This window comes from Salipiger aestuarii (genome assembly GCF_003259905.1).
GTDB classification, from domain to species: Bacteria; Pseudomonadota; Alphaproteobacteria; order Rhodobacterales; family Rhodobacteraceae; genus Salipiger; species Salipiger aestuarii.
The window spans coordinates 1-20,892 of record NZ_QLMG01000030.1; the positions used below are offsets into that span (position 1 = coordinate 1).

Annotated in this window: 16 protein-coding genes; 9 read left to right on the forward strand and 7 right to left on the reverse strand. The window is 64.4% G+C overall.

What is annotated here, in order from left to right; all coding sequences use genetic code 11:
- On the reverse strand, window positions 1–247 hold a 247-nt coding region (locus ATI53_RS14980; RefSeq protein WP_146609935.1), incomplete at its 3' end, for a helix-turn-helix domain-containing protein.
- A gap of 215 nt (window positions 248–462) precedes the next feature.
- Entirely contained in the window at window positions 463–1,638 is a 1,176-nt protein-coding gene (locus ATI53_RS14985) for an ROK family transcriptional regulator (RefSeq protein ID WP_111550738.1), read from the reverse strand.
- Window positions 1,639–1,769: 131 nt separating this feature from the next.
- Here ATI53_RS14985 and ATI53_RS14990 point away from each other — a divergent pair, with 131 nt between their 5' ends.
- The 7 genes from ATI53_RS14990 to ATI53_RS15020 all read left to right on the forward strand — a co-directional run bounded on the left by ATI53_RS14990 (window position 1,770) and on the right by ATI53_RS15020 (window position 8,676).
- The gene (locus ATI53_RS14990; protein ID WP_009503181.1) at window positions 1,770–3,023 is read left to right on the forward strand and encodes an ABC transporter substrate-binding protein; all 1,254 of its coding nucleotides are present in this window, start codon (window positions 1,770–1,772) and stop codon (window positions 3,021–3,023) included.
- Between the two features lie 77 nt (window positions 3,024–3,100).
- Window positions 3,101–3,997 carry a carbohydrate ABC transporter permease gene (locus ATI53_RS14995; RefSeq protein ID WP_034451692.1) on the forward strand — a complete coding sequence of 299 codons (897 nt, stop codon included), beginning with the start codon at window positions 3,101–3,103 and terminating at the stop codon, window positions 3,995–3,997.
- Window positions 3,994–4,845, forward strand: coding sequence for a carbohydrate ABC transporter permease (locus tag ATI53_RS15000; protein ID WP_009503179.1), 852 nt, complete (start codon window positions 3,994–3,996; stop codon window positions 4,843–4,845). Before ATI53_RS14995 ends, ATI53_RS15000 begins: the two co-directional genes overlap by 4 nt.
- A 4-nt stretch (window positions 4,846–4,849) precedes the next feature.
- The gene (locus ATI53_RS15005) at window positions 4,850–5,965 is read left to right on the forward strand and encodes an ABC transporter ATP-binding protein (protein WP_009503178.1); all 1,116 of its coding nucleotides are present in this window, start codon (window positions 4,850–4,852) and stop codon (window positions 5,963–5,965) included.
- A complete protein-coding gene (locus ATI53_RS15010; protein ID WP_009503177.1) occupies window positions 5,958–6,605 on the forward strand; it encodes a nucleoside triphosphate hydrolase in 648 nt (215 codons plus the stop codon). Before ATI53_RS15005 ends, ATI53_RS15010 begins: the two co-directional genes overlap by 8 nt.
- A gap of 13 nt (window positions 6,606–6,618) precedes the next feature.
- Entirely contained in the window at window positions 6,619–7,365 is a 747-nt protein-coding gene (locus ATI53_RS15015; protein ID WP_009503176.1) for an SDR family oxidoreductase, read from the forward strand.
- Between the two features lie 72 nt (window positions 7,366–7,437).
- Window positions 7,438–8,676, forward strand: coding sequence for an aminopeptidase (locus ATI53_RS15020; RefSeq protein ID WP_009503174.1), 1,239 nt, complete (start codon window positions 7,438–7,440; stop codon window positions 8,674–8,676).
- Window positions 8,677–8,985: 309 nt separating this feature from the next.
- Here the strand turns inward: ATI53_RS15020 and ATI53_RS15025 are convergent, their stop codons facing one another.
- The 5 genes from ATI53_RS15025 to ATI53_RS15045 all read right to left on the reverse strand — a co-directional run bounded on the left by ATI53_RS15025 (window position 8,986) and on the right by ATI53_RS15045 (window position 18,188).
- Entirely contained in the window at window positions 8,986–9,675 is a 690-nt protein-coding gene (locus tag ATI53_RS15025; protein ID WP_111550739.1) for a LuxR C-terminal-related transcriptional regulator, read from the reverse strand.
- Between the two features lie 301 nt (window positions 9,676–9,976).
- Window positions 9,977–12,196 (reverse strand): malto-oligosyltrehalose synthase, encoded by a 2,220-nt coding sequence (treY, locus tag ATI53_RS15030; protein ID WP_111550740.1) that lies wholly within the window; start codon window positions 12,194–12,196, stop codon window positions 9,977–9,979.
- Window positions 12,193–13,911, reverse strand: a complete 1,719-nt coding sequence (treZ, locus tag ATI53_RS15035; protein WP_111550741.1) for a malto-oligosyltrehalose trehalohydrolase — start codon at window positions 13,909–13,911, stop codon at window positions 12,193–12,195. Before treZ ends, treY begins: the two co-directional genes overlap by 4 nt.
- A complete protein-coding gene (glgX, locus tag ATI53_RS15040) occupies window positions 13,908–15,983 on the reverse strand; it encodes a glycogen debranching protein GlgX (protein ID WP_111550742.1) in 2,076 nt (691 codons plus the stop codon). The genes treZ and glgX overlap by 4 nt, the downstream gene beginning before the upstream one ends.
- 324 nt (window positions 15,984–16,307) lie before the next feature.
- Window positions 16,308–18,188, reverse strand: a complete 1,881-nt coding sequence (locus ATI53_RS15045; RefSeq protein ID WP_009503169.1) for a putative bifunctional diguanylate cyclase/phosphodiesterase — start codon at window positions 18,186–18,188, stop codon at window positions 16,308–16,310.
- A gap of 262 nt (window positions 18,189–18,450) precedes the next feature.
- Between ATI53_RS15045 and ATI53_RS23940 the strand changes: the two genes are divergently transcribed.
- Together ATI53_RS23940 and ATI53_RS15060 are read left to right on the forward strand one after the other, a co-directional pair.
- Window positions 18,451–19,239: a hypothetical protein gene (locus tag ATI53_RS23940; protein WP_034451688.1), complete on the forward strand. Its 789-nt coding sequence runs from the start codon at window positions 18,451–18,453 to the stop codon at window positions 19,237–19,239.
- A gap of 16 nt (window positions 19,240–19,255) precedes the next feature.
- Window positions 19,256–20,440, forward strand: a complete 1,185-nt coding sequence (locus tag ATI53_RS15060) for an MFS transporter (protein WP_009503166.1) — start codon at window positions 19,256–19,258, stop codon at window positions 20,438–20,440.
- Window positions 20,441–20,892: the final 452 nt, after the last annotated feature.

Below are 20,892 nucleotides of genomic sequence, written 5' to 3' on the forward strand. Positions count from 1 at the left end.
ACTGCTCCCGAACCAGAGAAACGGCATATTCCCGCAGCCCGGGATCGATCCGGCGGGTCGACGGTCGGCCGCGTGCCTTGTGCCGGATCGAAGCGGCGCCCTCAGACTCGAACCGTTTCAGCAGCCTGTGCACCTGGCGGCGGCTCAGCCCGAGCACATTGGCCGCCGTCACTGCCGTCACTGCCGTCATGCGGCCCTGGGACACCTGACTAAGAACCTCAACCCGATCCAGCTCGCGCTCGCTCATCAAAACCCATCCCACGGTCACGCTCCAATCCTTCCTCGCCGAAAGGGAAGAGTGACACTTCTACTTTGCAGATGCGGGGCATTTTAACTTTGCGCTCAAACACTTATATCTTATAAGGCGCATTATGTGTCATTCCCGGCAGTCCGAGGTCTGCCTGTTGCGATCGCCGCGTCAAAGCCACGCGCCAGGCGGCCATCGGCGGCGCCCGGCCCGCGCTAGGGCGGGGAGTCTTCGGCAAAGTCCATCTCGTGCAACAGCATCGCCGCGCCCAGGGCGACGCCTTCGGGTCCGACGCCGGACAGAATCAGGCGCGGCACCGGGGTCTGTTCCAGCAGATTGCGTGACAGCGCATCGGTCACATGGTCCGCGCCACGGGCGAACAGCGTGCTGACCCGCCCGCCAATCACCACGGTTTCGGGGTTCAGCAGCGTGGTGACGATGGCTAGCCCGCGTGCCAGATACCACGACCAGTCCATCAGCACCTGCCGCGCCACCGGTTCGCCCGTATCCAGCGCATCCAGGTAATCGGAAAGATGCTCGGCCACGCCGCCAAGCGCGCGGTACCGCGCCAGCACCGCGGGGCGCGCGACATAGCTTTCCAGGCTGCCGTCCACGGGTGGGACATTGCAGAAACCGGTGTCTCCGATGGGCATATGACCGATTTCTCCGGCGATTCCGCTGGACCCTTCCAGGATGCGGCCGCCGGTCATGATGCACCCGCCGATGCCGTCGTCCAGCAGCAGGAATACCGCGTCGCCAAGCGCATCGTCCTGCCGTTGCAGGGCGCGCGCCGACAGCGCGAAGGCATTGGCGTCATTGACCAGGCGCCGCACCGGCAGCGATCCCAGACGCGCTTGCAGCATGTTGCGAAACGGCACGCCGGCCCAGCCGATGGGGGGGGCGCGCAGGATGTTTCCAGCCAGATCGACGATCCCCGGCACGGCGACGTTTACGCCCACGACGATGCCGGGATCCTTGAGAGTGGCGAGGTAATCCTCGACCATCTCGCCGATTCGGGCGACCACGGTTTCGGGATCGGCCGGGCGGTCGTGCACCCGTTCTTCTCGCAGATAGCGCGAGCGACCCATGTAGTCGACGGCCGACAGGCGCAGAAAGCTCGCCCCGATATCCGCGCCAAGATAATGGGCGTGATCCGGGTTCAGGCGCAGACGGATCGACGGGCGTCCGGTGCGATTTTCGCGGCGTCCCGCCTGTTCCTCGATTTCCTGCACGCGGCCTGCGTCAAGCAGCGTGGCGACGATGCTGGACGAGGTCGAGCGCGTCATGTTCAGCGCCCGCGCCAGGTCGGCGCGACTCATGGCGCCGGTCGAGGCCAGGCATTCCAGCGCCCTGGCTTCGTTCATCCGGCGCAGAACCACAGGTCCCGCCATGGCGTTGTCCTCCCTTTGATTTCGCTCCCGGTCGTGGTTGACAAGTATCGCACAGTATGTTTGTTTTGCAACCAAACAAACCGGCGGCACTTTCGGGAGAAAAGCGTCGCCACTTCCATGAGGAGGAGACCATGGCTCTCGTGAAAACGGCCCGGCTGCTGGCGACAGTGGCTGTCTGCGGCCTTGCAACCGGCGCGTCCGCGGCGGATGTCGAGGTGTTGCACTGGTGGACCGCCGGCGGCGAAGCGGCGGCGCTCAACGTGCTGAAAGAGGATCTGGCCGGACAGGATGTCGGCTGGGAAGACATGCCCGTCGCAGGCGGGGGCGGGTCCGCCGCCACCACAACGCTGAAGGCGCGCGTCGCGGCCGGCAACCCGCCGACCGCCGCGCAACTGCTTGGCATGTCGGTGCGCGAATGGGCGCAAGAGGGATCGCTGGGCGATATCTCCGATCTGGCAACCGACGGCAACTGGGCCGACGTTCTGCCCCAGGCCGTGGTGGATTTTGCCACCTACGACGACAAGTGGGTCGCGGCGCCGGTCAACATTCACCGCCCCAACTGGCTGTGGATCAACGCCGCGATCTTCGAGGAAAACGGACTGACCCCGCCCACCAGCTGGGACGAATTCAACGAGGTCGCCACCGCGCTTCAGGAAAAGGGCATCACCCCGCTGGCACATGGCGGTCAGCCCTGGCAGGACGCGACCGTGTTCGATGACGTGGTGCTTGGCATCGGCGGGCCCGATTTCTACCGCAAGGCCATCATCGAGGCGGACATGGACGCGCTTGGGTCCGACACCATGGTTCAGGTCTTTGACCAGATGCGCACGCTGCGCGGGTTCGTCGATGACAATTTCTCGGGCCGCGACTGGAACCTTGCCACCGCGATGGTGCTGAACGGCGAAGCCGCGATGCAGCTGATGGGTGACTGGGCCAAAGGTGAAATCATCCGCGCCGACATGACCCCGGGCGAGGACATCCTGTGCGTCGCCGCGCCGGGCACCGAAGGGTCCTACCTGTTCAACACCGATTTCTTCGCCTTCTTCGACGTGGACGAAGACCAGAAATCGGCGCAGGAAGCCATGGCCAGTTCGGTGATGTCGCCGGAATTCCAGCATGCCTTCAACATGGTCAAGGGGTCCATCCCGCCGCGCACCGATGTCGACATCTCTGATTTCGACGCCTGCGCGCTCAAGGCCAAGGACGATCTGACCGAGGCCAACGCCAACGGCAGCCTGCTGGGCAGCCTGGCCCACGGCCACGGTCAGACCTCGTCGGTGCAACAGGCGATCTTTGACGTGGTGACCGAGCATTTCAACTCGGACATGAGCTCTCGGGACGCCGTCGAAGAGCTTCAGCTTGCCGTGGAATCCGCCTCCTTCTAGGCGGCTGACCACAGCATCGGGGCCGGCGGCACGACCGGCGGCCCCCTTCCCGTCTTACGCCCTTTCCGGAGCTCATCATGGCCGCTCATCACGCCCTGTCGACAAAGGCAAGGCTGCGTGTTCTCTTGCCGCGCATCGTTCTCAGCCCGTCGCTCGCGCTTGTCGCGATCTTTGTCTATGGCTTCATCTTCTTCACCACCTACCTGTCGTTTTCCGACAGCAAGATGCTGCCAAGCTATGGCTGGGTGGGTTTCGAGAACTACAAGACGCTGTTTTCCCTGCGCATGTGGGATATCGCGGTCACCAACCTGGCGATCTTCGGCATCCTGTATATCGTGATCTGTTCGGTACTGGGGCTGTTCCTGGCGATCCTGCTGGACCAGCACATCCGCGCCGAAGGCTTCATCCGCACCGTTTACCTGTATCCGATGGCGCTAAGCTTCATCGTGACCGGCGTGGCGTGGAAATGGTTCCTGGACCCCGGCATCGGGCTGGAGGCGGTGATGCACGACTGGGGCTGGACCAGTTTCCAGTTCCGCTGGATCAAGGATCGCGACATGGCGATCTATACCATCGTCATCGCCGCCGTCTGGCAGACCTCGGGCTTTGTCATGGCAACCTTTCTTGCGGGCCTGCGCGGCATTGACGGCGAAATGCTCAAGGCGGCGCGCGTCGATGGGGCGGGCACCTTTGCGGTGTATCGCCGGATCGTCATTCCGCAGCTGCGCCCCGCCTTCCTGTCGGCCTTTGTGGTGCTGGCGCATATGGCGATCAAATCCTATGACCTTGTGGTCGCGCTGACCAATGGCGGGCCGGGAACGGCCACCGCCGTGCCTTCGACCTTCATGTATTCCTATACCTTTACCCGCAACCAGATGGGCATCGGGGCCGCCTCGGCCGAGATCATGCTGCTGACCATCGCCGCCGTCATCATCCCCTACCTGTGGTCCGAACTGAGGGAGGACCCGCGATGACCCTGCGCCCTGCCCGCATTCTGCTATACGCGCTGCTTGCGCTGTTCTGCGTCTATTACCTGCTGCCGCTTTATGTGATGCTGGTCAATTCGGTGAAACCCCTGTCCGAGATCACCTCGGGGGGCATGATGAACCTGCCGCAGGCCTGGACGCTGGCGCCGTGGAAAAACGCCTGGTCCGAGGCACAGGTGGGCGTCGCCGCCACCGGCCTGAAACCCTATTTCCTGAACAGCTTTGCCATGGTGATCCCGGCGGTGACCATCGCCACCGTGCTGGGCGCGCTGAATGGCTATGTGCTGACGAAATGGCGGTTCCGGGGTGACACCATCCTGTTCGGCCTGATGCTGTTCGGCTGCTTCATCCCGTTCCAGATCGTGCTTATTCCGATGGCGCGCAGCCTTGGGTTCCTGAACCTGTCGGGCACGGTGGGGGGTCTTGTGTTCGTGCATGTCGTTTATGGCATCAGCTTTTCCACGCTGTATTTCCGCAACTACTATGCCGCGTTTCCCACCGAACTGGTGCGCGCGGCGGAAATCGACGGCGCGGGTTTTTTCACCATCTTCTGGCGCATCCTGTTGCCCAACTCGGGGCCCATCGCGGTGGTCTGCGTGATCTGGCTGTTCACCAACATCTGGAATGACTTTCTGTTCGGGGCCTCGTTCAGCGATTTCAGCAGCCAGCCGATGACCGTCGCGCTCAACAATCTCGTGCAAAGCTCGACCGGGGAAAAGGAATACAACGTCCATTTCGCCGGGGCCATCATGGCCGCCTTGCCCACACTTTTCGTCTACATCGTCGCCGGGCGCTTTTTCGTGCGCGGGCTGATGTCCGGCTCCGTGAAAGGATGACCCGATGACAAACACGTTCCTCAACATCGACAAGGTCACCAAGTCCTATGGCGCGGTCCGGGTTCTGAACGAAACCGACATCGCGGTGCAGCAGGGCGAATTCCTGGTGCTGGTCGGCCCGTCGGGCTGTGGCAAGTCCACGCTGCTGAACATGATCGCGGGACTGGAGGCGATCACCTCCGGCGAGGTCAGCATCAATGGCCGCGTGGTCAACGGCGTTCCCCCGGCGGATCGCAATATCGCCATGGTGTTCCAGAGCTACGCGCTTTACCCCAACATGACCGTGCGCGGCAACATCTCGTTCAGCATGGAAATGCACAAGGTCCCCAAGCCCGAACGCGAGGCCAAGATCGCCCAGGTCGCCGAACTGTTGCAGATCACCCACCTGCTGGACCGCAAGCCCGGGCAGCTTTCGGGCGGGCAACGCCAGCGGGTCGCCATGGGCCGGGCGCTGACCCGCGACCCGGATGTGTTCCTGTTCGACGAACCGCTGTCGAACCTTGACGCCAAGCTGCGCGTCGACATGCGCACCGAAATCAAGAAACTGCACCAGAAACTGGGCACCACCATCGTTTATGTCACCCACGACCAGGTCGAGGCGCTGACCCTGTCCACCCGCATCGCGGTGATGTACGGCGGCGACGTGCAGCAGCTTGGCACCCCCGACGAGGTCTACCACAACCCCGCCAACATGTTCGTGGCCGGGTTCATGGGCTCGCCCGCGATGAACCTGTTTCCCGCCGAGATCGTTTCGCTGAATGGCGGCATCGGGGTCAAGGTGACCACGGCGGGCGGGTATATCACCCTGCCCTTTCCGCATGGCGCGGCGATGGAGTCCGACATCGGGCGCGAGATCGTGCTGGGCGTGCGCCCCGAATCCATGACCGACCCCGAAAGCGCCGATCACGACAGCCCGTGTCTTGAACATGTGGATCTGCCGGTCGAACTGGTCGAAACCACCGGCGCCGACAGCTTTGTCACCATCCTGCTGGGCGGCAAGGAATGCATCGGCCGGTTCCGCGCCAAATCCGCCGCCACCGAAGGCCAGCTGACCCATGTCACCTTTGACATGAGCCGCGCCGTCGCCTTCGACCCCAAGACCGAGCTGCGCCTTGCCTGACATCCCCGTGCCGCCCGTCCTGCTGGACCGGGTGCTTGCCCTGCGCGGCAAGGGGCGCAGGCTTGTGGCGGTGGCGGGCGCGCCGGGGTCGGGCAAATCGACCCTGGCCGAGGGCCTGGATGCCGCCCTGCGCGCCGCCGGGGTCGCATCAGCCGTGCTGCCGATGGACGGGTTTCACTATGACGACGCGCTGCTGAACCGGATGGGCCTGCGCCCGCGCAAGGGCGCGCCCGACACCTTTGACGTGGCGGGGCTGGCGCACCTGTTGTCCCGGCTGCGCGCCAATACCGAACCGCAGGTCTGCGTGCCGGTGTTTGACCGCACGCTGGAAATCTCGCGCAATGCGGCGCGGATGGTCCCGTCATCGGTCGGATTGCTGATCGTCGAGGGCAACTACCTGCTGCTTGACGCCCCCGGCTGGCGCGACCTGCACGCGCAGTTCGACCTGACCGTGATGCTGCAGGTTCCCGAATCCGAACTGCGTGCCCGGCTCTGGACGCGCTGGCGGTCCCATGGCATCCCCGATGCCGACATTCCCGCCAAGGTCGACGGCAACGACCTGCGCAACGGGCTGACCGTTCTGAACCAATCTCTTGCCGCGGATCTGACGATCCGTTTTGAACCCATCCCAACCCCTTGAAGGGCTCACTGAAATGACCAACTTCTCGTCTCCGGGCTTTGACGGCAAAGGCCCGATCCTGGTCACCGGCGCCTCGGGCGGCATCGGCGGCGCAACCGTGCGTCAGCTTGTCGCCGCCGGCGCGACAGTCATCGCCAATGGCCGCAACGCCGAGGCGCTGGCGGAACTTGCCGCCGAAACCGGCTGCGCCACCCTGCCGTTCGACCTGACCAGCGAAGACGCGGTCAAGGCCGCGTTCGACGGGCTGGACCTGTGGGGCGTGGTGAACTGCGGCGGCTGGGGCGGCGAAATCGCCACCCCGATGGAAACCGACATCGCCGTGTTCGACAAGGTCATGGCGATCAACGCGCGCGGCGCGCTGCTGGTCACGAAATACGCGTCACGGATCATGGTGGCGGCAGGCAAGGGCGGTGCCATCGTCAACGTGTCCTCGCAGGCGTCCTTGGTGGGGCTGCGCGGGCATATCTCCTACGGATCATCCAAGGCCGCGCTGGACAACATCACCCGCGTTTCGGCGCTTGAGCTTGGCGAATACAACATCCGTGTCAACGCGGTGAACCCCACCGTGGTCATGACCCCGATGAGCGCCTGGTACTGGGGCCGCCCCGAGGTACAGGGCCCGTTCCTGGACACCATGCCGCTGCACCGCTGGGCGACCGAGGATGAGATCGCCGCCCCCATCGTGTTCCTGCTGTCGGATGGTGCCTCGATGATTTCCGGCGTGACGCTGCCCATCGACGGCGGCTTTACGGCGGTGTGATCGCGCAACCGCGCGGGGTTGCCCGCGCGGCCCGGCATGATACCTCTGGGCGATCAACCCATGCGAGGTATCATGTCCGACAGCCCCATCGACCCGACCCTTCTTGACCGCCTCGCCGATGTGGCCGTCCACACCGGGCTGAACATCCAGCCCGGCCAGCAGCTGGTCATCACCGCCCCCGCCGACGCGCTTCCGCTGGTGCGCCGCATCACCACCGCCGCCTACAAGGCGGGCGCCAGCCTCGTGACCCCGATCCTGAGCGATGCGGACCTGACGCTGGCGCGCTTTCAGCACGGCGCCGATGACAGCTTTGATACCGCCGCCGGGTGGCTGTACCGGGGCATGGCCGATGCCTATGCGGGGGGCGCCGCCCGCCTTGCCATCGTCGGCGAAGACCCGATGCTGCTGTCGGATATGGATGCGGCCAGGGTGTCGCGGGCGGGCAAGGCCACATCGACCGCCTACAAACCCGCGCTGGAAAAGATCTCGAACTTTGAAATCAACTGGTCGATCTGTTCCTGGCCGGGGCTGTCCTGGGCCAGGCGCATGTTCCCCGATCTGCCCGGCGCGCAGGCACAGGCCCGCCTCGCCAAAGCGATCTTTGCCGCCTCGCGCGTCGATCGCGACGACCCCGTCGCCGCCTGGGCCGACCACAACGCCGCGCTGAAAACCCGCAGCAGCTGGCTGAACGACCAGCGGTTCACCGCGCTGCATTTCAAAAGCCCCGGCACCGACCTGACGGTGGGCCTTGCGGACGATCACGAATGGCACGGCGGCGCGTCGCCGGCGCAGAATGGCGTGACCTGCAACCCCAACATCCCCACCGAAGAGGTGTTCACCACGCCCCACGCCCGCCGCGTCAACGGCACGGTGCGATCCACCAAGCCGCTGTCGCATCAGGGCAGCCTGATCGACGGCATCGAAGTCACCTTCAGCGATGGCAGGATCACCGACGCCAGGGCGGACAAGGGGCAGGACATCCTGCGCGAACTGATCGCCACCGATGAAGGCGCGGCGCATCTGGGCGAGGTCGCGCTGGTGCCGCACGGCTCACCGATCTCGCAATCGGGCCTGTTGTTTTACAACACGCTGTTTGACGAAAACGCCGCCTGCCACATCGCGCTTGGTCAGTGCTATTCCAAGTGCTTCCTGGACGGCGCGTCGCTAAGCCCGGATCAGATCACCGCAAAGGGCGGCAATTCCAGCCTGATCCACGTCGACTGGATGATCGGCGGCCCGGACACCGACATCGACGGCATCGCCGCGGACGGCACCGCGACCCCGGTATTCCGCAAGGGCGAATGGGCCTGAGTCCGACGCATTGCCCTGGCACAGTCCCGCCGGCAGCCCCGGCCCGTGCCCGGCGGGGATATTTGCCGCCCGATACCAGCCCGGCCTGCGCCCGCACCGGGCGGAGGCCCTTGGCTGCGCTGTCTTTTCCGGGGCCTGACAACACAGCTTTTTGTCGATCGGGCGGCGCACCTGTCACTGCGACCTTGGTATCGGCCGGAAATGGCCGAACCCCGCCCCCGTGCATTTCGGATCGGTTCCCGGCAGCAGCGCGGCGATGCTGTGCATCCGCCCGGCGCGCGGGACCGAATTCCGCCCCCCGCCCGGATTCTAGTGGCAGAGACAGGTCTGGGCGGGCGTCTCGATGGTTGCGGGCCGGGCGTTTTCGTTCAGCGCCGCTGCCCGCGTGCGCACGCCAAGGCGGCGCATCAGCGCGGTGATATGGGTGGTGACCATGGCTTCGGCCAGCGACAGCTCATAGGCGATCTGCTTGTGGGGCATGCCCGCGCAGATCAGCTTCAGGATCTTTTTCTGCTGCGGGGTCAGTTCGGCCAGCGCGGGGTGAGTCGCGATTTCGGCCAGCGCGGCGCCATCATAGGGCGTGCAGAGGTATTTGCGCCCTGCCGCGATTTCCGCCAGCGCGTGGCGCAGCACCGGGGCGCTGCCATGCCTGGGCAGAACTCCTGCGGCGCCTTCCTCCATCAGTGCCTGCACGACCCCCACCGAGGTCAGCGACGAGATCACCAGCACCGGGGCGTCCGGCAGCGCCAACCTGACCGCCCGAAACCGCAAAATTCCCGTGACATCCGGCAGATTCAGGCCGAACATCACCAGATCGGGCGCCCCTGCCGCGTCGACCAGATCGAGCATCGCACGCAGGTTCCGGGCCTTGTCCATCCGGGCCTCGGGCAAGGCAAGGCCGAGGGTCGCGGCCAGCCCGTCGCTGTAAAGGGGGTGGTCATCAACGATGACAACGGACCTGATCGCGCCGGGATGCGGCGCGTCCACCAAGTCTTTCATAGCAAAGTCCTCCCTCGTAAAAGGATAGCGCAGTTGCCCACACTCGCGCAACGGTGTTGTGCGCCTTCGGCGCAACGGTGTTGTGCGCCTTCGGTGTAACAGTGTTGTGCGCCTTCGGTGTAACGGTGTTGTGCGCCTTCGGGGCGACGGTATCGTTCGCCATCCGTACGGCGCCCCCCCTTGTGGTGCCCTTGCGCCCCAGGGCCCCTGCCCTTTCCCGTCCGCTGTCGGTTGGCGTTCAGGCAGAATGGCGGGCCGGCGGGTGCGTCCGAACCGGGGCTTTGGGCACAGCACGGCAGCGTCAGGCGGCGGCGGTTTCCGATGCCGCGATGCCGTTGACCTCGATCAGAACCGGCGCGCCGCCGCCGTTGGCGGTGACATGCAGCGACAGCGACTGGTCTTTCAGCCTGCGGGTCACGATCAGCCCGTCGCGGTCCTGCCGGATCTCGAAACTGCCGCGCAGGAACAGATCCGACGCGCGACGGCGCAGGCCCAGCAACCGGCGGGTCAGCGCCAGCTTGTCATGGCCGAACTGGTCGTCGGGTTCGCCCGGAACAAAGGGCGCGCGGTTGTCGGGATCGGTCAGCGCAAAACTGCCGTACTCGGTCCCCTGATAGATGTCGGGCACACCGGGCATCACCAGCCGCAACGCGTGCGCCGACAGCGCCAGCGCCGCGCCGCGCTGCACGAGCCGCGACAGCGCCTCGGGTTCGGCCCGGCGCCAGTGGGCCACAAGCCCCGCGCCGAATTCCGCCGCCGCCGATTCCGCCGCGATGTCCGGGTCCAGCCATGTCGACAGCTGGCGCGCCTCGCGCAGCGCCTTTTCCAGATGCGCGGCAAGGCGCTGTTCCAGATCGTCGCGTTGCGGCTGCCACATCGCCACTGCGGTTTGCAGCACATACCAGCGCACGTCGGCGGGCGGCGCGCCGGCGGTGGCAAGCGGTGCGGCCTGCTGCCACAGCTCGCGCAGCGCCAGCGGGTCGTGGGTCAGCGCGATCAGCCGCGCGCGCGCATCCTCGGCCCGCTTGCTGTCATGAGACGAGCCCAGCGTCATCGCCAGCGGATAGCGTGCCTGCCGCTGCTGGCACCAGAGCTGGAACGCCTCGGGCGTCAGCGCGGGGGCGTCGGGTTCGGAGCCGACTTCGCATTCGGCAAGGTTGCGGGTGTAGCGAAAGAACGCCGTGTCTTCCTGCGCCTTGGCGACGACCGCGCCGGTCACCTGCTGGAAACGACGGACAAACGCGTAGGTCTGCGGCCCCGCGGTGCCGTCGAACAACCCGCGCAGCGCGGTTAGCGTGGCGGCGTCGTCGACCAGCGTGGCGGCGGTGTCGAAGGTGGTGCGCAGCAGCGCCTCGTCTTCGTCGCGCGCGCCATCGGGCGTGACATAGGACCGGTATTGCGGAAAGGCGATCAGCAGCGCGCGGATCGCCGCGCGCAACTCCTGCGCATCGCGCGGATGGGCGCCGCGCTCGGCCAGCGCCGCCTGCGCGCGGTTGCCCATTTCGGCCAGCTCGGCGCGCAGGTCGGTGTCAAGGATCAGCGCGCGGGTCTGCAGGCAGATGTCTTCGTAGCTGTCGCGCACCCCGGTCGCCTCGCGCCAGGCGGTGTCCAGCCGCGCGCGCCCGTCGGCATCGGTCAGCAGACGGGCGATGCGGTCGGATGCCTCGTACCCGGTGGTGCCCTCGGTGGCCCAGCCGCGCGGCATGTCCTCATCCCCCGTCAGGATCTTTTCGACCCAGACCGGCACATCCGGGCCGACCGCCTCGCGCAGACGGGCGAGATATTCGCCGGGGCGCGCCAGCCCGTCGATGTGGTCGATCCGCAGGCCCTGCACCAGACCCGCGCGCACCAGATCGACGGGCAGCGCCATCATCGCGTCGAACACCGGCCGATCCTCGATCCGCATGCCGATCAGCGTGGTCACGTTAAAGAACCGCCGGTGCGTCAGCTTGCGCCGTTCGCGTTCCCAGAAACGCAGGCGCCAGTGCTGGGCGCGCATCATCTCGGCGAACTCCAGCCCCGCCGTGCCGGGGGCCAGCGGCAGCCAGCCGCCGTCCCATTCCAGCCGCTCATCAGAGGCATTGACGGTGAACGCCCCGGCCGCGGCCATGTCATCGAACGGTTCGGGCAGGATCGGCAGGATCAGCCCCGCGTCCCAATCCACGTCAAAGAACGGCGCATAGCGGCTATCGCCGCCGTGTCTGAGCGCATCGAACAGCCACGGATTTTCCACCGACAGCACGGTATGGTTGGGCACCAGGTCCAGCACGATGCCGATGCCCCGCGCCTGCGCCGCGCGCGCCAGGCGCTCGAATCCCGCGCGCCCGCCAAGCTCGGGGTCGATCTGCGACGCATCCGCGACGTCATAGCCATGGGTGCTGCCCTCGGCGGCGGTAAAGATCGGCGAAAGATACAGGTGCGATGCCCCGAGCGCGTCGATATGGGGCAAAAGCTCGGCGGCGCGGTCGAAATCCACGCCCTGGCGCAGTTGCAGGCGGTAGGTGGCGCTAAGCGGTTTCATGCGGTGATCCTGACGGAAATGGCAAAGGGGTCTGTCGCGGTGTTCCCAAGGGTGAAATCGGCGCGGTCCAGCGCTTCGCCCACGGGGCTGCCTAGCGCGAGATCCATTTCGATCGCGCCGCCGGCAAAGCCCCAGCGGGCGCGGAATGCTTTTGCACAGGGGCGCGACACCTCGCCCGGTCCGGTGTCGCCCGTCCGCAGCAGCGGCACGATGCGGCCCCGTCGCAGCGTCAGCAGATCGCGGGTCAGCGCGGCCCATCGCGCAGCGCGGTCCGGGTCCGGGGCCGGATAGGGGCAGGCCATGTCCATCGCGGTCGGCCCGCAGGGATCGGGCATGTCGGACAGGTCGTAGCCAAGCGCCCCCAATTCCTTGCGCCGCCCCTTGCGCACCGCATCGCGCATCCGGTCGTCGGGCGGATCGCAAAAGAACGGAAACGGCGCGGTGCTGCCGATTTCCTCGCCCTGAAACAGCATCGGGGTGAAGGGCATCAACAGCAGCGCCGCATGGATCACCCGGCCCGTGTCATCGCCCACCAGCGACAGCAGCCGGTCGCCATGGGGGCGGTTGCCGATCTGGTCATGGGTGTGGTTGGAATTGATGAAGGCGGTCCACGGCAGGTGCCCCGCAGGCGCACCGCGCGCACCGTGATCGCCCTTGTCCTGGCCTTCGTCCGCCTGCCCGCGCGCCATGGTGTGGGCCAGATCGGCAAAGGGGTCGTCGCCGTAGCGTTCGTAATAGCCCTGGGTTTCGCCGGTCAGCGCAACGTGCAACACGTTGTGCCAGTCGTCGTTCCATTCCGCGTCATACCCGGCATCGCGCAGGTCGGGCAGGTTGCGTTCGTCTTCGCAGATCAGATGGATCGGGCGGCCCCGGTCGGCGGCGTGAATCGCGTGCAGAAGTTCATGCATGAAATGCTGTTCGGACCCGTCGCGGATCTGGTGCACCGCATCCAGGCGGAACCCGTCGAGGCGGTACTCGTCCAGCCACCCCAGCGCCGCCTGTCGAAAGAACCCCCGGACCTCGGCGCGCTCGAACGCGATGCCGTCGCCCCAGGGGGTGGGCACGCTGGAATAGAAATCCGGCGCGTAGGAGGGGATGTAATTTCCGAACGGGCCGAAATGGTTCATCACCAGATCGAGGATCACGGCGATGCCCTGTTCCTGCGCGGCCCGCACAAAGGCGCGCATGTCGTCGGGCGTGCCATAGGCGGGATGGGGCGCGCGGATCAGCACGCCGTCATAGCCCCAGCCCCAGCGGCCCTGAAACTGCGACACCGGCATCAGTTCGATCATCGTGATGCCCAGCGACGCAAGCTCGGGCAGCCGCTGCGCGGCGGCGGCGAACGTGCCTTCGGGGGTGAAGCTGCCAACGTGAATTTCCAGGATCACCGCCTCGTCGAAGGGGCGCCCCGCCCAGTCGCCGGCCCCGTCGCCCCGCCAGTCGAACCCGCCCGCGTCGACGGTCAGCGACGGCCCGTCGACGCCGTTCACCTGCGCGCGCGCGGCCGGGTCGGGCCGGTCGGTGCCATCGATGCGAAAGCTGTAGGCAAGTCCGGGTGCGGCGCTGGTCTGCACCGACCACCAGCCGTCCGTGCCAGTCATCGCCCGTTCCTGCCCGTCCAGCACGAGGCTCACGGTTTTCGCCGCCGGGGCCCAGATGTCAAAGCCCCAGCGTCCGTCTTGCAGGGGCCGTGCGCCCCAGGTCCGTTCGGTCATTCTGCGGGATCTCCGTTGCGAAACACGCTGACCGCCTGTCCGGACACGGTGATGGTGCCCGATACGGCCTCGTCGCAGATCACCGGGTCCAGCGCGCTGTCCAGACAGCGGTGCCAATCCCCGTCGGGCAGGGCAAAGTCGCAATCGTCCATGGCGTTCAGCACGATCAGCAGGTCGGGGCAATCGTCGCGGTGGTGCAGCAACCCGGTGACGCGCAGCAGCTCGTCGTTCCAGTCGTCCTCGGACATCTCGCGCCCCTCCGGGTGCAGCCAGCGGCTTTCGGTGGCCTCGGGGCGCGGCCAGAACCCGCCCGGCGCCAGGTGCCCCGCCCAATCCTTGCGAAAAGCGATCATGTCGGCCACCGCCTGCGTCAGGTCGGGCCTTGCAGCGTCCCAGTCGATCCAGGCGATCTCGTTGTCCTGACAATAGGCGTTGTTGTTGCCCTGCTGGCTTTGGCCCAGCTCGTCGCCGGCAAGGATCATCGGCACCCCATGGCTGGTAAACAGCGTTGCCAGCATCGCCTTGGCGCGGCGCAGGCGGGCATCGTTGACGCGCGGATCGTCGGTCGGCCCCTCGATGCCCATGTTGTCGGACAGGTTGTGATCATGGCCATCGCGGTTGTCTTCGCCGTTGGCCTCATTGTGTTTTTCGTTGTAGCTCAGGGTATCCCACAGGGTAAAGCCGTCATGCGCGGCGATGAAATTGACCGAGCTGGTGGCGGGGCGCCGCGAATGGTCGAACTGCGTGGGGCTGCCCATGAGACGCTGCGAAATGCGCCCGGTCTTGCCCGGATCGCGCCGCCAGAACGCGCGGGTGTCATCGCGGAACTTGTCGTTCCATTCGCGGAACGGCCAGGGGAACCCGCCCACCTGATAGCCTTCGTCCCCGATGTCCCACGGCTCGGCGATCAGCTTGACCTGGGACAACACCGGGTCCTGACGCATGGCGCTGAAGAAGCTGCCCTCGCGCTCGAACCCCTCCGGTTCGCGCCCCAGCGTCGAGGCAAGGTCAAAGCGGAAACCGTCGACGTGGCAGACCTCGACCCAGTACCTGAGCGAGTCCATCACCATCCGCAGCACCATCGGGTGGGCCACGTTCAGCGTGTTGCCACAGCCGGTGGTGTCAAAGCAGTGGCGCCTGTCGTCGGCCAGCAGGTAATAGGAGGCGTTGTCGATGCCCCGGAACGACAGGGTCGGGCCCAGCTCGTTGCCCTCGGCGGTGTGGTTGTAGACCACGTCCAGTATGACCTCGATCCCCGCGTCGTGGAACCGTTTGACGGCGGTGCGCACCTCGCGGACATCCTCGCCCGCAAGATAGGTGCGGTTGGGGGCAAAAAAGCCAAGCGTGTTGTAGCCCCAGTAATTGCGCAGATCCTGATCGACCAGATAGCGGTCCTGCGCCATGGCGTGAATCGGCAGCAGTTCAATCGCGGTGACGCCCAGCTTTTGCAGGTGTTCCAGGATCGGATCGGACGCCAGCGCCTTGAACGTGCCCCGGTCGGCCTGCACCACGCCGGGGTGGCGCATGGTCAACCCCTTGGCGTGCGCCTCGTAGATCACCGTCTTTTCCCAGGGGTGGCGCGGCATCTGCTCGGCCTCCCAATCGAAATCGGGGTCGGCGACGACAGCCTTGGGCATAAAGCGGGCGGAATCGCGAGAATCGATTTTCAGATCGGTGTCGCCGACAGGATAGCCGAACAACGCGTCGTCCCACGCCAATTGCCCGCGCATGGCCATGGCGTAGGGGTCAAGCAACAGCTTGGCGGGGTTGAAGCGGTGGCCGTTTTCCGGATCGAACGGCCCGTGCACGCGGTAGCCGTAGGCTTGCCCCGGCCCGATGCCGGGCAGGTAGCCGTACCAGATGCCGCCTTCGGAGCGGGGCAGTTCCAGCCGGGCCATCTCGTTGGTGCCATCCTCGTCGAAAAGGCACAGTTCGACCTTTTCGGCGTGATCGGAAAACAGCGCGAAATTCGTGCCTTCGGGGTCGGGGCGCGCGCCGAGGCGGTCGGGGCGGCCGGCGGACAGGTCGAAAGATGCCTCTCGCGGGTCGGCCTTGCGGGTGACGTCGAACATGATGAGGGATTCCGAAACCGGTGAAAAGAATAAGGTGCCCGTGTCTGAACAGGCACAAAAGGCAACACCGCAGCCCGCGGAAAGTTCCTTGTCGGGTGCAGCGCGCCCCGACCGGGCGCGCAAATAACCGGGCCTGCCGGTCCGATGCCCCAAGCGGCATGCGCCGCTGCCGTGTCAGGGGTTCGCCGGCTTGCCGGGGTCACGGACTTCGGCGTCTTCAGCCGCGCAAGCGTGGCGCGGGCAAGACCGCCGCCCCCATGCCCCTGCTGTCGCAACGCCGTGCGGTTCCGCATGCTCTGTTCAACGCTGCGCGCGATCCCTGGATCAACTGCCGGTGTTGCGGATCGGCCGGCCGATACCCTGCATACGGCGTTTTTCGGAGTCGTCGGTGCCGTTGGACCAGAACCTGCCCCCCGTTTCGATCAACCTGTTGCGCAGATCATCCTCGTTCATCGGCTTGCCGAAATAATAGCCTTGCAGGTAATCGCAGCCCATGTCGCTGACCAGCCGCGCGTGTTCTTCGGTTTCGACACCTTCGGCGACCACACGCATCCCCAGCCCCTTTCCGATGCCGATGATCGACGAGACCAGCGGCCTGGCGCTCGCTTCGTCGACAATCGGCTGGATGAAATGGCGATCAATCTTCAGGATCGACGGCCTGATTTCCAGCAACCCGCTGACCGATGCGTGCCCCGTCCCGAAGTCGTCAAGGGCGATGGTGACGCCAAGTTCGTCAAGCTCGTCGATGGTCCAGCGCACAACGTCGCCCATGCGGTCGAGATAGACCGATTCAAGGATCTCCACCGTCAACCGGTTCGGATCGATGCCCGAACTCTTGATGTCGTGGATAAAGGTCGGGTCGGCCAACCGCGCGGCGGAAACGTTGATCGCGACGCGCGGAAGGTCGACACCCGCCTCGTCAAAACGCGACAGCGCCCCGTGCACGCAGGCAAAGATGATCTTGTCGATCCGCTTCAGGATTCCCATGTTCGCGGCGGTATCGAGAAATGCGGCCGGCGGAAGAATGCCCTTGGTGGGATGGTTCCACCTGACCAGCATCTCGGCGGATGCGATTCTGCCCGTGGCGGAATCTATCAGCGGTTGAAAATACGGAACGAATTCACGTTTTTCGCAGGCAACCAGCAGGTCGGACGCCAGTTGCTTGGTCGCGATGGACTCGGCGTGCATCTCTTCGGTGAAGAATGACCAGCGCCCCTTTCCCTGCGATTTGGCGTGGTACAGCGCCTCGTCGGAATCCGCGACGACCTGCTCGGGGTTTTCCATGTTCGCTTTCGCGATCGCCACGCCGACGCTGACGCTGCAATAGGTCGATTTGCCGTCGCAGCTAAACGGCGCCTGCATTCTAAGCACGATTTCGTCGGCCAGGCTGCTGATGTTGAGGGCGCTTTTGCCAAGCTGCGTCAGAATGACGAATTCGTCTCCACCAAGGCGGGCGACAAGATCGGATTCGCGCGTCAACTCCCGCAGGGTGTTTGCGGCGGAAACCAGCAGCCGGTCGCCGGCCTCATGGCCCAGCGAATCGTTCACGAATTTGAACCGGTCCAGGTCGATGTAAAGCACCGCAAATTCCGTGCCGTGCTTTTTCAGGTTCTCGATCCAGGTCTTTACCTCGACCTCGAAATGCCGCCGGTTCGACAGGCCGGTCAGCGCATCTTCGTTCGCGTCGCGCGCGACCGACTTGGCAAGCTGGTGCAGGCGCGTGTTCTCTTTTTCCAGGCGCTGGACCTGATCGACGAGCTTCGCATGGCTCTGCTGTCCGCAGGCGACGGGATCGGTTGTCACATGCGGCGCGGGTTCGGCGCGAACGTCATCAAGTTCGATGATGGAACACAGCCACCAGTGATTCCCCGTGTCGGTATCGGACAGGTGTATCCAGCTCATTTTCTGGAAATACACGTCGCCATTTTTGCGGTTATTGAACGCCTTGACGGAAAAGTTTTCCCAGTTCATCAGCTTTTCGATGATGTACAGGTGGACGCCCTGCTCCAGATCAGGGCCGATCAGAATGGTTCCACGTTGGCCGACCGCCTCGTGCGAGGCATAGCCGGTGATTTTTGTGAACGCCTTGTTGCACCATTGCAGTTCCATCACCGCGCCGTCATCGTTCGATGCTATGGCGAGTGCGAGGCCTTCGGCGCATTTTTCGTTGATCTGGCTGAATATCTGAGCAGGTATCACGAGCATCTTCTACATAGTTTGACTCCCCTATGTCAGACAAATCATCAAGAAGGTTTAAGCTGGATTATCAAACGCGCATTTATTTGCCAAAATTTCGAAAGATTGCGACACGCGGTGCCTTGTGGTGATGCAGGATGACCTCAATGCGTAACGGATCGTTAACCATTTTGCAGCTAACTACATGCACAAAATGAAAAAAGTAGCTAACACTTGCTTTAGGTCACGATGGAGACAAGCATGTGCACGCACGAACGGGGGGCCAGATAGAATGGCGATGTCACCAGGCAGATTGGTTGAATTGACAAGGCACTTGTCCGGTATCCTCCGCAATCTTGAGGAGGCCGGATTAACCGTCGAAATCGGAGACGATTTCGCCAGGTATCGCGCCTATCGAAACCGGCAACCCGATCGCGGCGCGATTTATCCGATGTTCGATGTGGCAAGCTCTTATGTGGACCACACCAATGGATTCTGGATTTGCGGATTCGATTCGCAAGGCGAACTGGTTCACACGCAAGCGGCGCGCCTTCTTGATCTGACGGGCATATCCCTGGCGACGCACCTGAATCTCCATCGGCACAAATACATCACGCCCGATACGACGCCCGATCCGGACATGACGTTTTATTCCGACCCGCAGGCGCTTCAGACGATTACCGGGAAAGTCTGCTATCAAGGCGATTTCTGGCTGCGCGCCAGTGGCCTCGGCGGTCCGCGCAGCCAGGGCGCAACGTCGCTTTTGTCACGCCTCCTGCTGGAGCTTGTGGCCGAAAGCTGGAATCCGTCCTTTGTGTTCGCGCTGGTGGCCAAACGACTGGCCGCCAAGGGCGCGCATCTGCGTTACGGCTACCCCCATTGCGAACCCGGTCGCTGGCTGGGGCCCGACCAGCAGGTCACCGAAGAAGACTACCTGATCTGGATGGGGAGCGATGACATGTCAAACCTGCTTGCACGCGCGCCGGAACAACTGCAACGCGCGGGGCGCGACCCGGTGGCGCGGTCCTCCGTCGCCGACATCGACCCGAAGGCGCATCTCGACACCACGGCCACCACCTGACCGGCAGGACGGAAGAATGAGCCTGAATACGCCAGAAATCGGCGAGACGGAGCCGGTGGCCGTGTCGCTGCGCAGCGCAATTCTCGGACCGATCGCAGCCAATGTCGCGTACGTTGTGGAACTCACCTTGGTGCCGCTGCTCTTGCCGGCCATCCAGTTGCAGCTGAACTTGTCCATCGGGGATCTGGCGTGGGTCTTCAACGCATATGGCATCGCGGTTGCGGGCGGCGTTCTGCTCGGGGGCTTTTGCGGCGACGCTTACGATACCCGAAAGGTGTTTGCGCTTGGCGTTGCGTTTTTCGCTGCCGGCTCCCTCGTGGTGTCGGCATCGGAAAGCTTTGAAAGCCTTATTGCCGGGCGGGCGCTGCAAGGTTTTGGCGGCGGAATCTTTTCGCCGCTCGTCCCGCTGCTCTTGACACGGGCAACGCAGCAAAAACCGGGACGGACGCTTATCGTCTGGGGCAGTATCGCGGGCTATGTCGCTGCCTTTGCACCGCTTTTTTATGGTCGTTTTCTCGGCGGCTACAGCTGGAACCTCGCGTTTGCATTCATAGCGGTTGTCGCGGGCGCCGCCCTGGTGATCCTGACGAGAACGCGAGCCGCGGTTAACCCGGCACCATATCCGCGCTCGGCCAAAGATTATGCGAATCTCGTTCGCACCCGCGACCTGTGGGTGACATTTGCGTATGTGTTCTGCACCTATGGATCCATTACCTACTACCTGTTCCGTATCCCTGTCTTGCTTGCAGATTATGAAGTCAGTGCGACGAGTGTCGGTTTGATCTTGTCGATCGTCTGGCTGACCTTTTCCGCGCTGAGCACGTTGTTGAGAAACATGGTGGATAAGCCCCACATTCGCACCATAATGGTTGCGGCGCCGCTGCTTATTGCGGTCGGATTGCCGCTTTCGTCCTATAGCGACAACCTTTTGATCCTCGTGTTGTCACCGGCTTTCATCGGTGGAGGTTTGGCGTGCAGCAATGCACCATCGACGCAATTGATCCTGAAGTTCGCACCGAAGGGCATGTCCGCTATTGCGATGAGCCTCGACATCACCTTCGCGCGGCTCGGCGGCATCCTGACCGTCGCCCTCCTTGCAGAGGCGGAAGTCGCATATGCCGCGCTCGCAATATGCTTCTCATGTTTCGTCGCAGCTTTCTGCGCTTTGACGGCGTGCAAAACCGCCGCCGTCCTCGGGTAAACACCCAAGCGGGGACAGCCAGGTTTGTACAGGCCATCGACGGTGCTGCACGGCTTTTCCCAGGCGATGCATATGCTGAATCCATGCGCTCTGGCAGGCGGTATAAACCGCCGACCCATGCTGACAAGAAATGGTGTCGGGACTCTGGCCATACGGAACACATGGAATTTCCGCGCAAAAACATCCGGTTCTGGCGCGCGACGGTAAGACCATGGCAACACGACAACGCCGCAACCGTGGTCCCGCGCTTCAATCGAACACGCGGTGGCCACATTCAGGGATGGGAAAAGTCTGATCGAACCGGCGCTGGACGTTTGAGGGTTTGCGAGGGGACATCATGAACGCCCTCACCCAAAGAGGGGGCCGTTTCAGGCGCGCCGCCAGTGATCGTTAGCCCTTGCGATCCGCGCGCGCCATCGGACAGCAGGCGCCAATGCAAGGCTTCATCCGTC

Coding starts and splice junctions, on each gene's coding strand:
- ATI53_RS15045 (WP_009503169.1), bottom strand. CDS start 18,188: ATGCTCGTGATACCTGCTCAGATATTCAGCCAGATCAACGAAAAATGC.
- ATI53_RS15000 (WP_009503179.1), top strand. CDS start 3,994: ATGACCCTGCGCCCTGCCCGCATTCTGCTATACGCGCTGCTTGCGCTG.
- ATI53_RS15020 (WP_009503174.1), top strand. CDS start 7,438: ATGTCCGACAGCCCCATCGACCCGACCCTTCTTGACCGCCTCGCCGAT.
- ATI53_RS15025 (WP_111550739.1), bottom strand. CDS start 9,675: ATGAAAGACTTGGTGGACGCGCCGCATCCCGGCGCGATCAGGTCCGTT.
- treZ (WP_111550741.1), bottom strand. CDS start 13,911: ATGACCGAACGGACCTGGGGCGCACGGCCCCTGCAAGACGGACGCTGG.
- ATI53_RS14995 (WP_034451692.1), top strand. CDS start 3,101: ATGGCCGCTCATCACGCCCTGTCGACAAAGGCAAGGCTGCGTGTTCTC.
- treY (WP_111550740.1), bottom strand. CDS start 12,196: ATGAAACCGCTTAGCGCCACCTACCGCCTGCAACTGCGCCAGGGCGTG.
- ATI53_RS15005 (WP_009503178.1), top strand. CDS start 4,850: ATGACAAACACGTTCCTCAACATCGACAAGGTCACCAAGTCCTATGGC.
- ATI53_RS15060 (WP_009503166.1), top strand. CDS start 19,256: ATGAGCCTGAATACGCCAGAAATCGGCGAGACGGAGCCGGTGGCCGTG.
- ATI53_RS14990 (WP_009503181.1), top strand. CDS start 1,770: ATGGCTCTCGTGAAAACGGCCCGGCTGCTGGCGACAGTGGCTGTCTGC.
- ATI53_RS15015 (WP_009503176.1), top strand. CDS start 6,619: ATGACCAACTTCTCGTCTCCGGGCTTTGACGGCAAAGGCCCGATCCTG.
- glgX (WP_111550742.1), bottom strand. CDS start 15,983: ATGTTCGACGTCACCCGCAAGGCCGACCCGCGAGAGGCATCTTTCGAC.
- ATI53_RS23940 (WP_034451688.1), top strand. CDS start 18,451: ATGGCGATGTCACCAGGCAGATTGGTTGAATTGACAAGGCACTTGTCC.
- ATI53_RS14985 (WP_111550738.1), bottom strand. CDS start 1,638: ATGGCGGGACCTGTGGTTCTGCGCCGGATGAACGAAGCCAGGGCGCTG.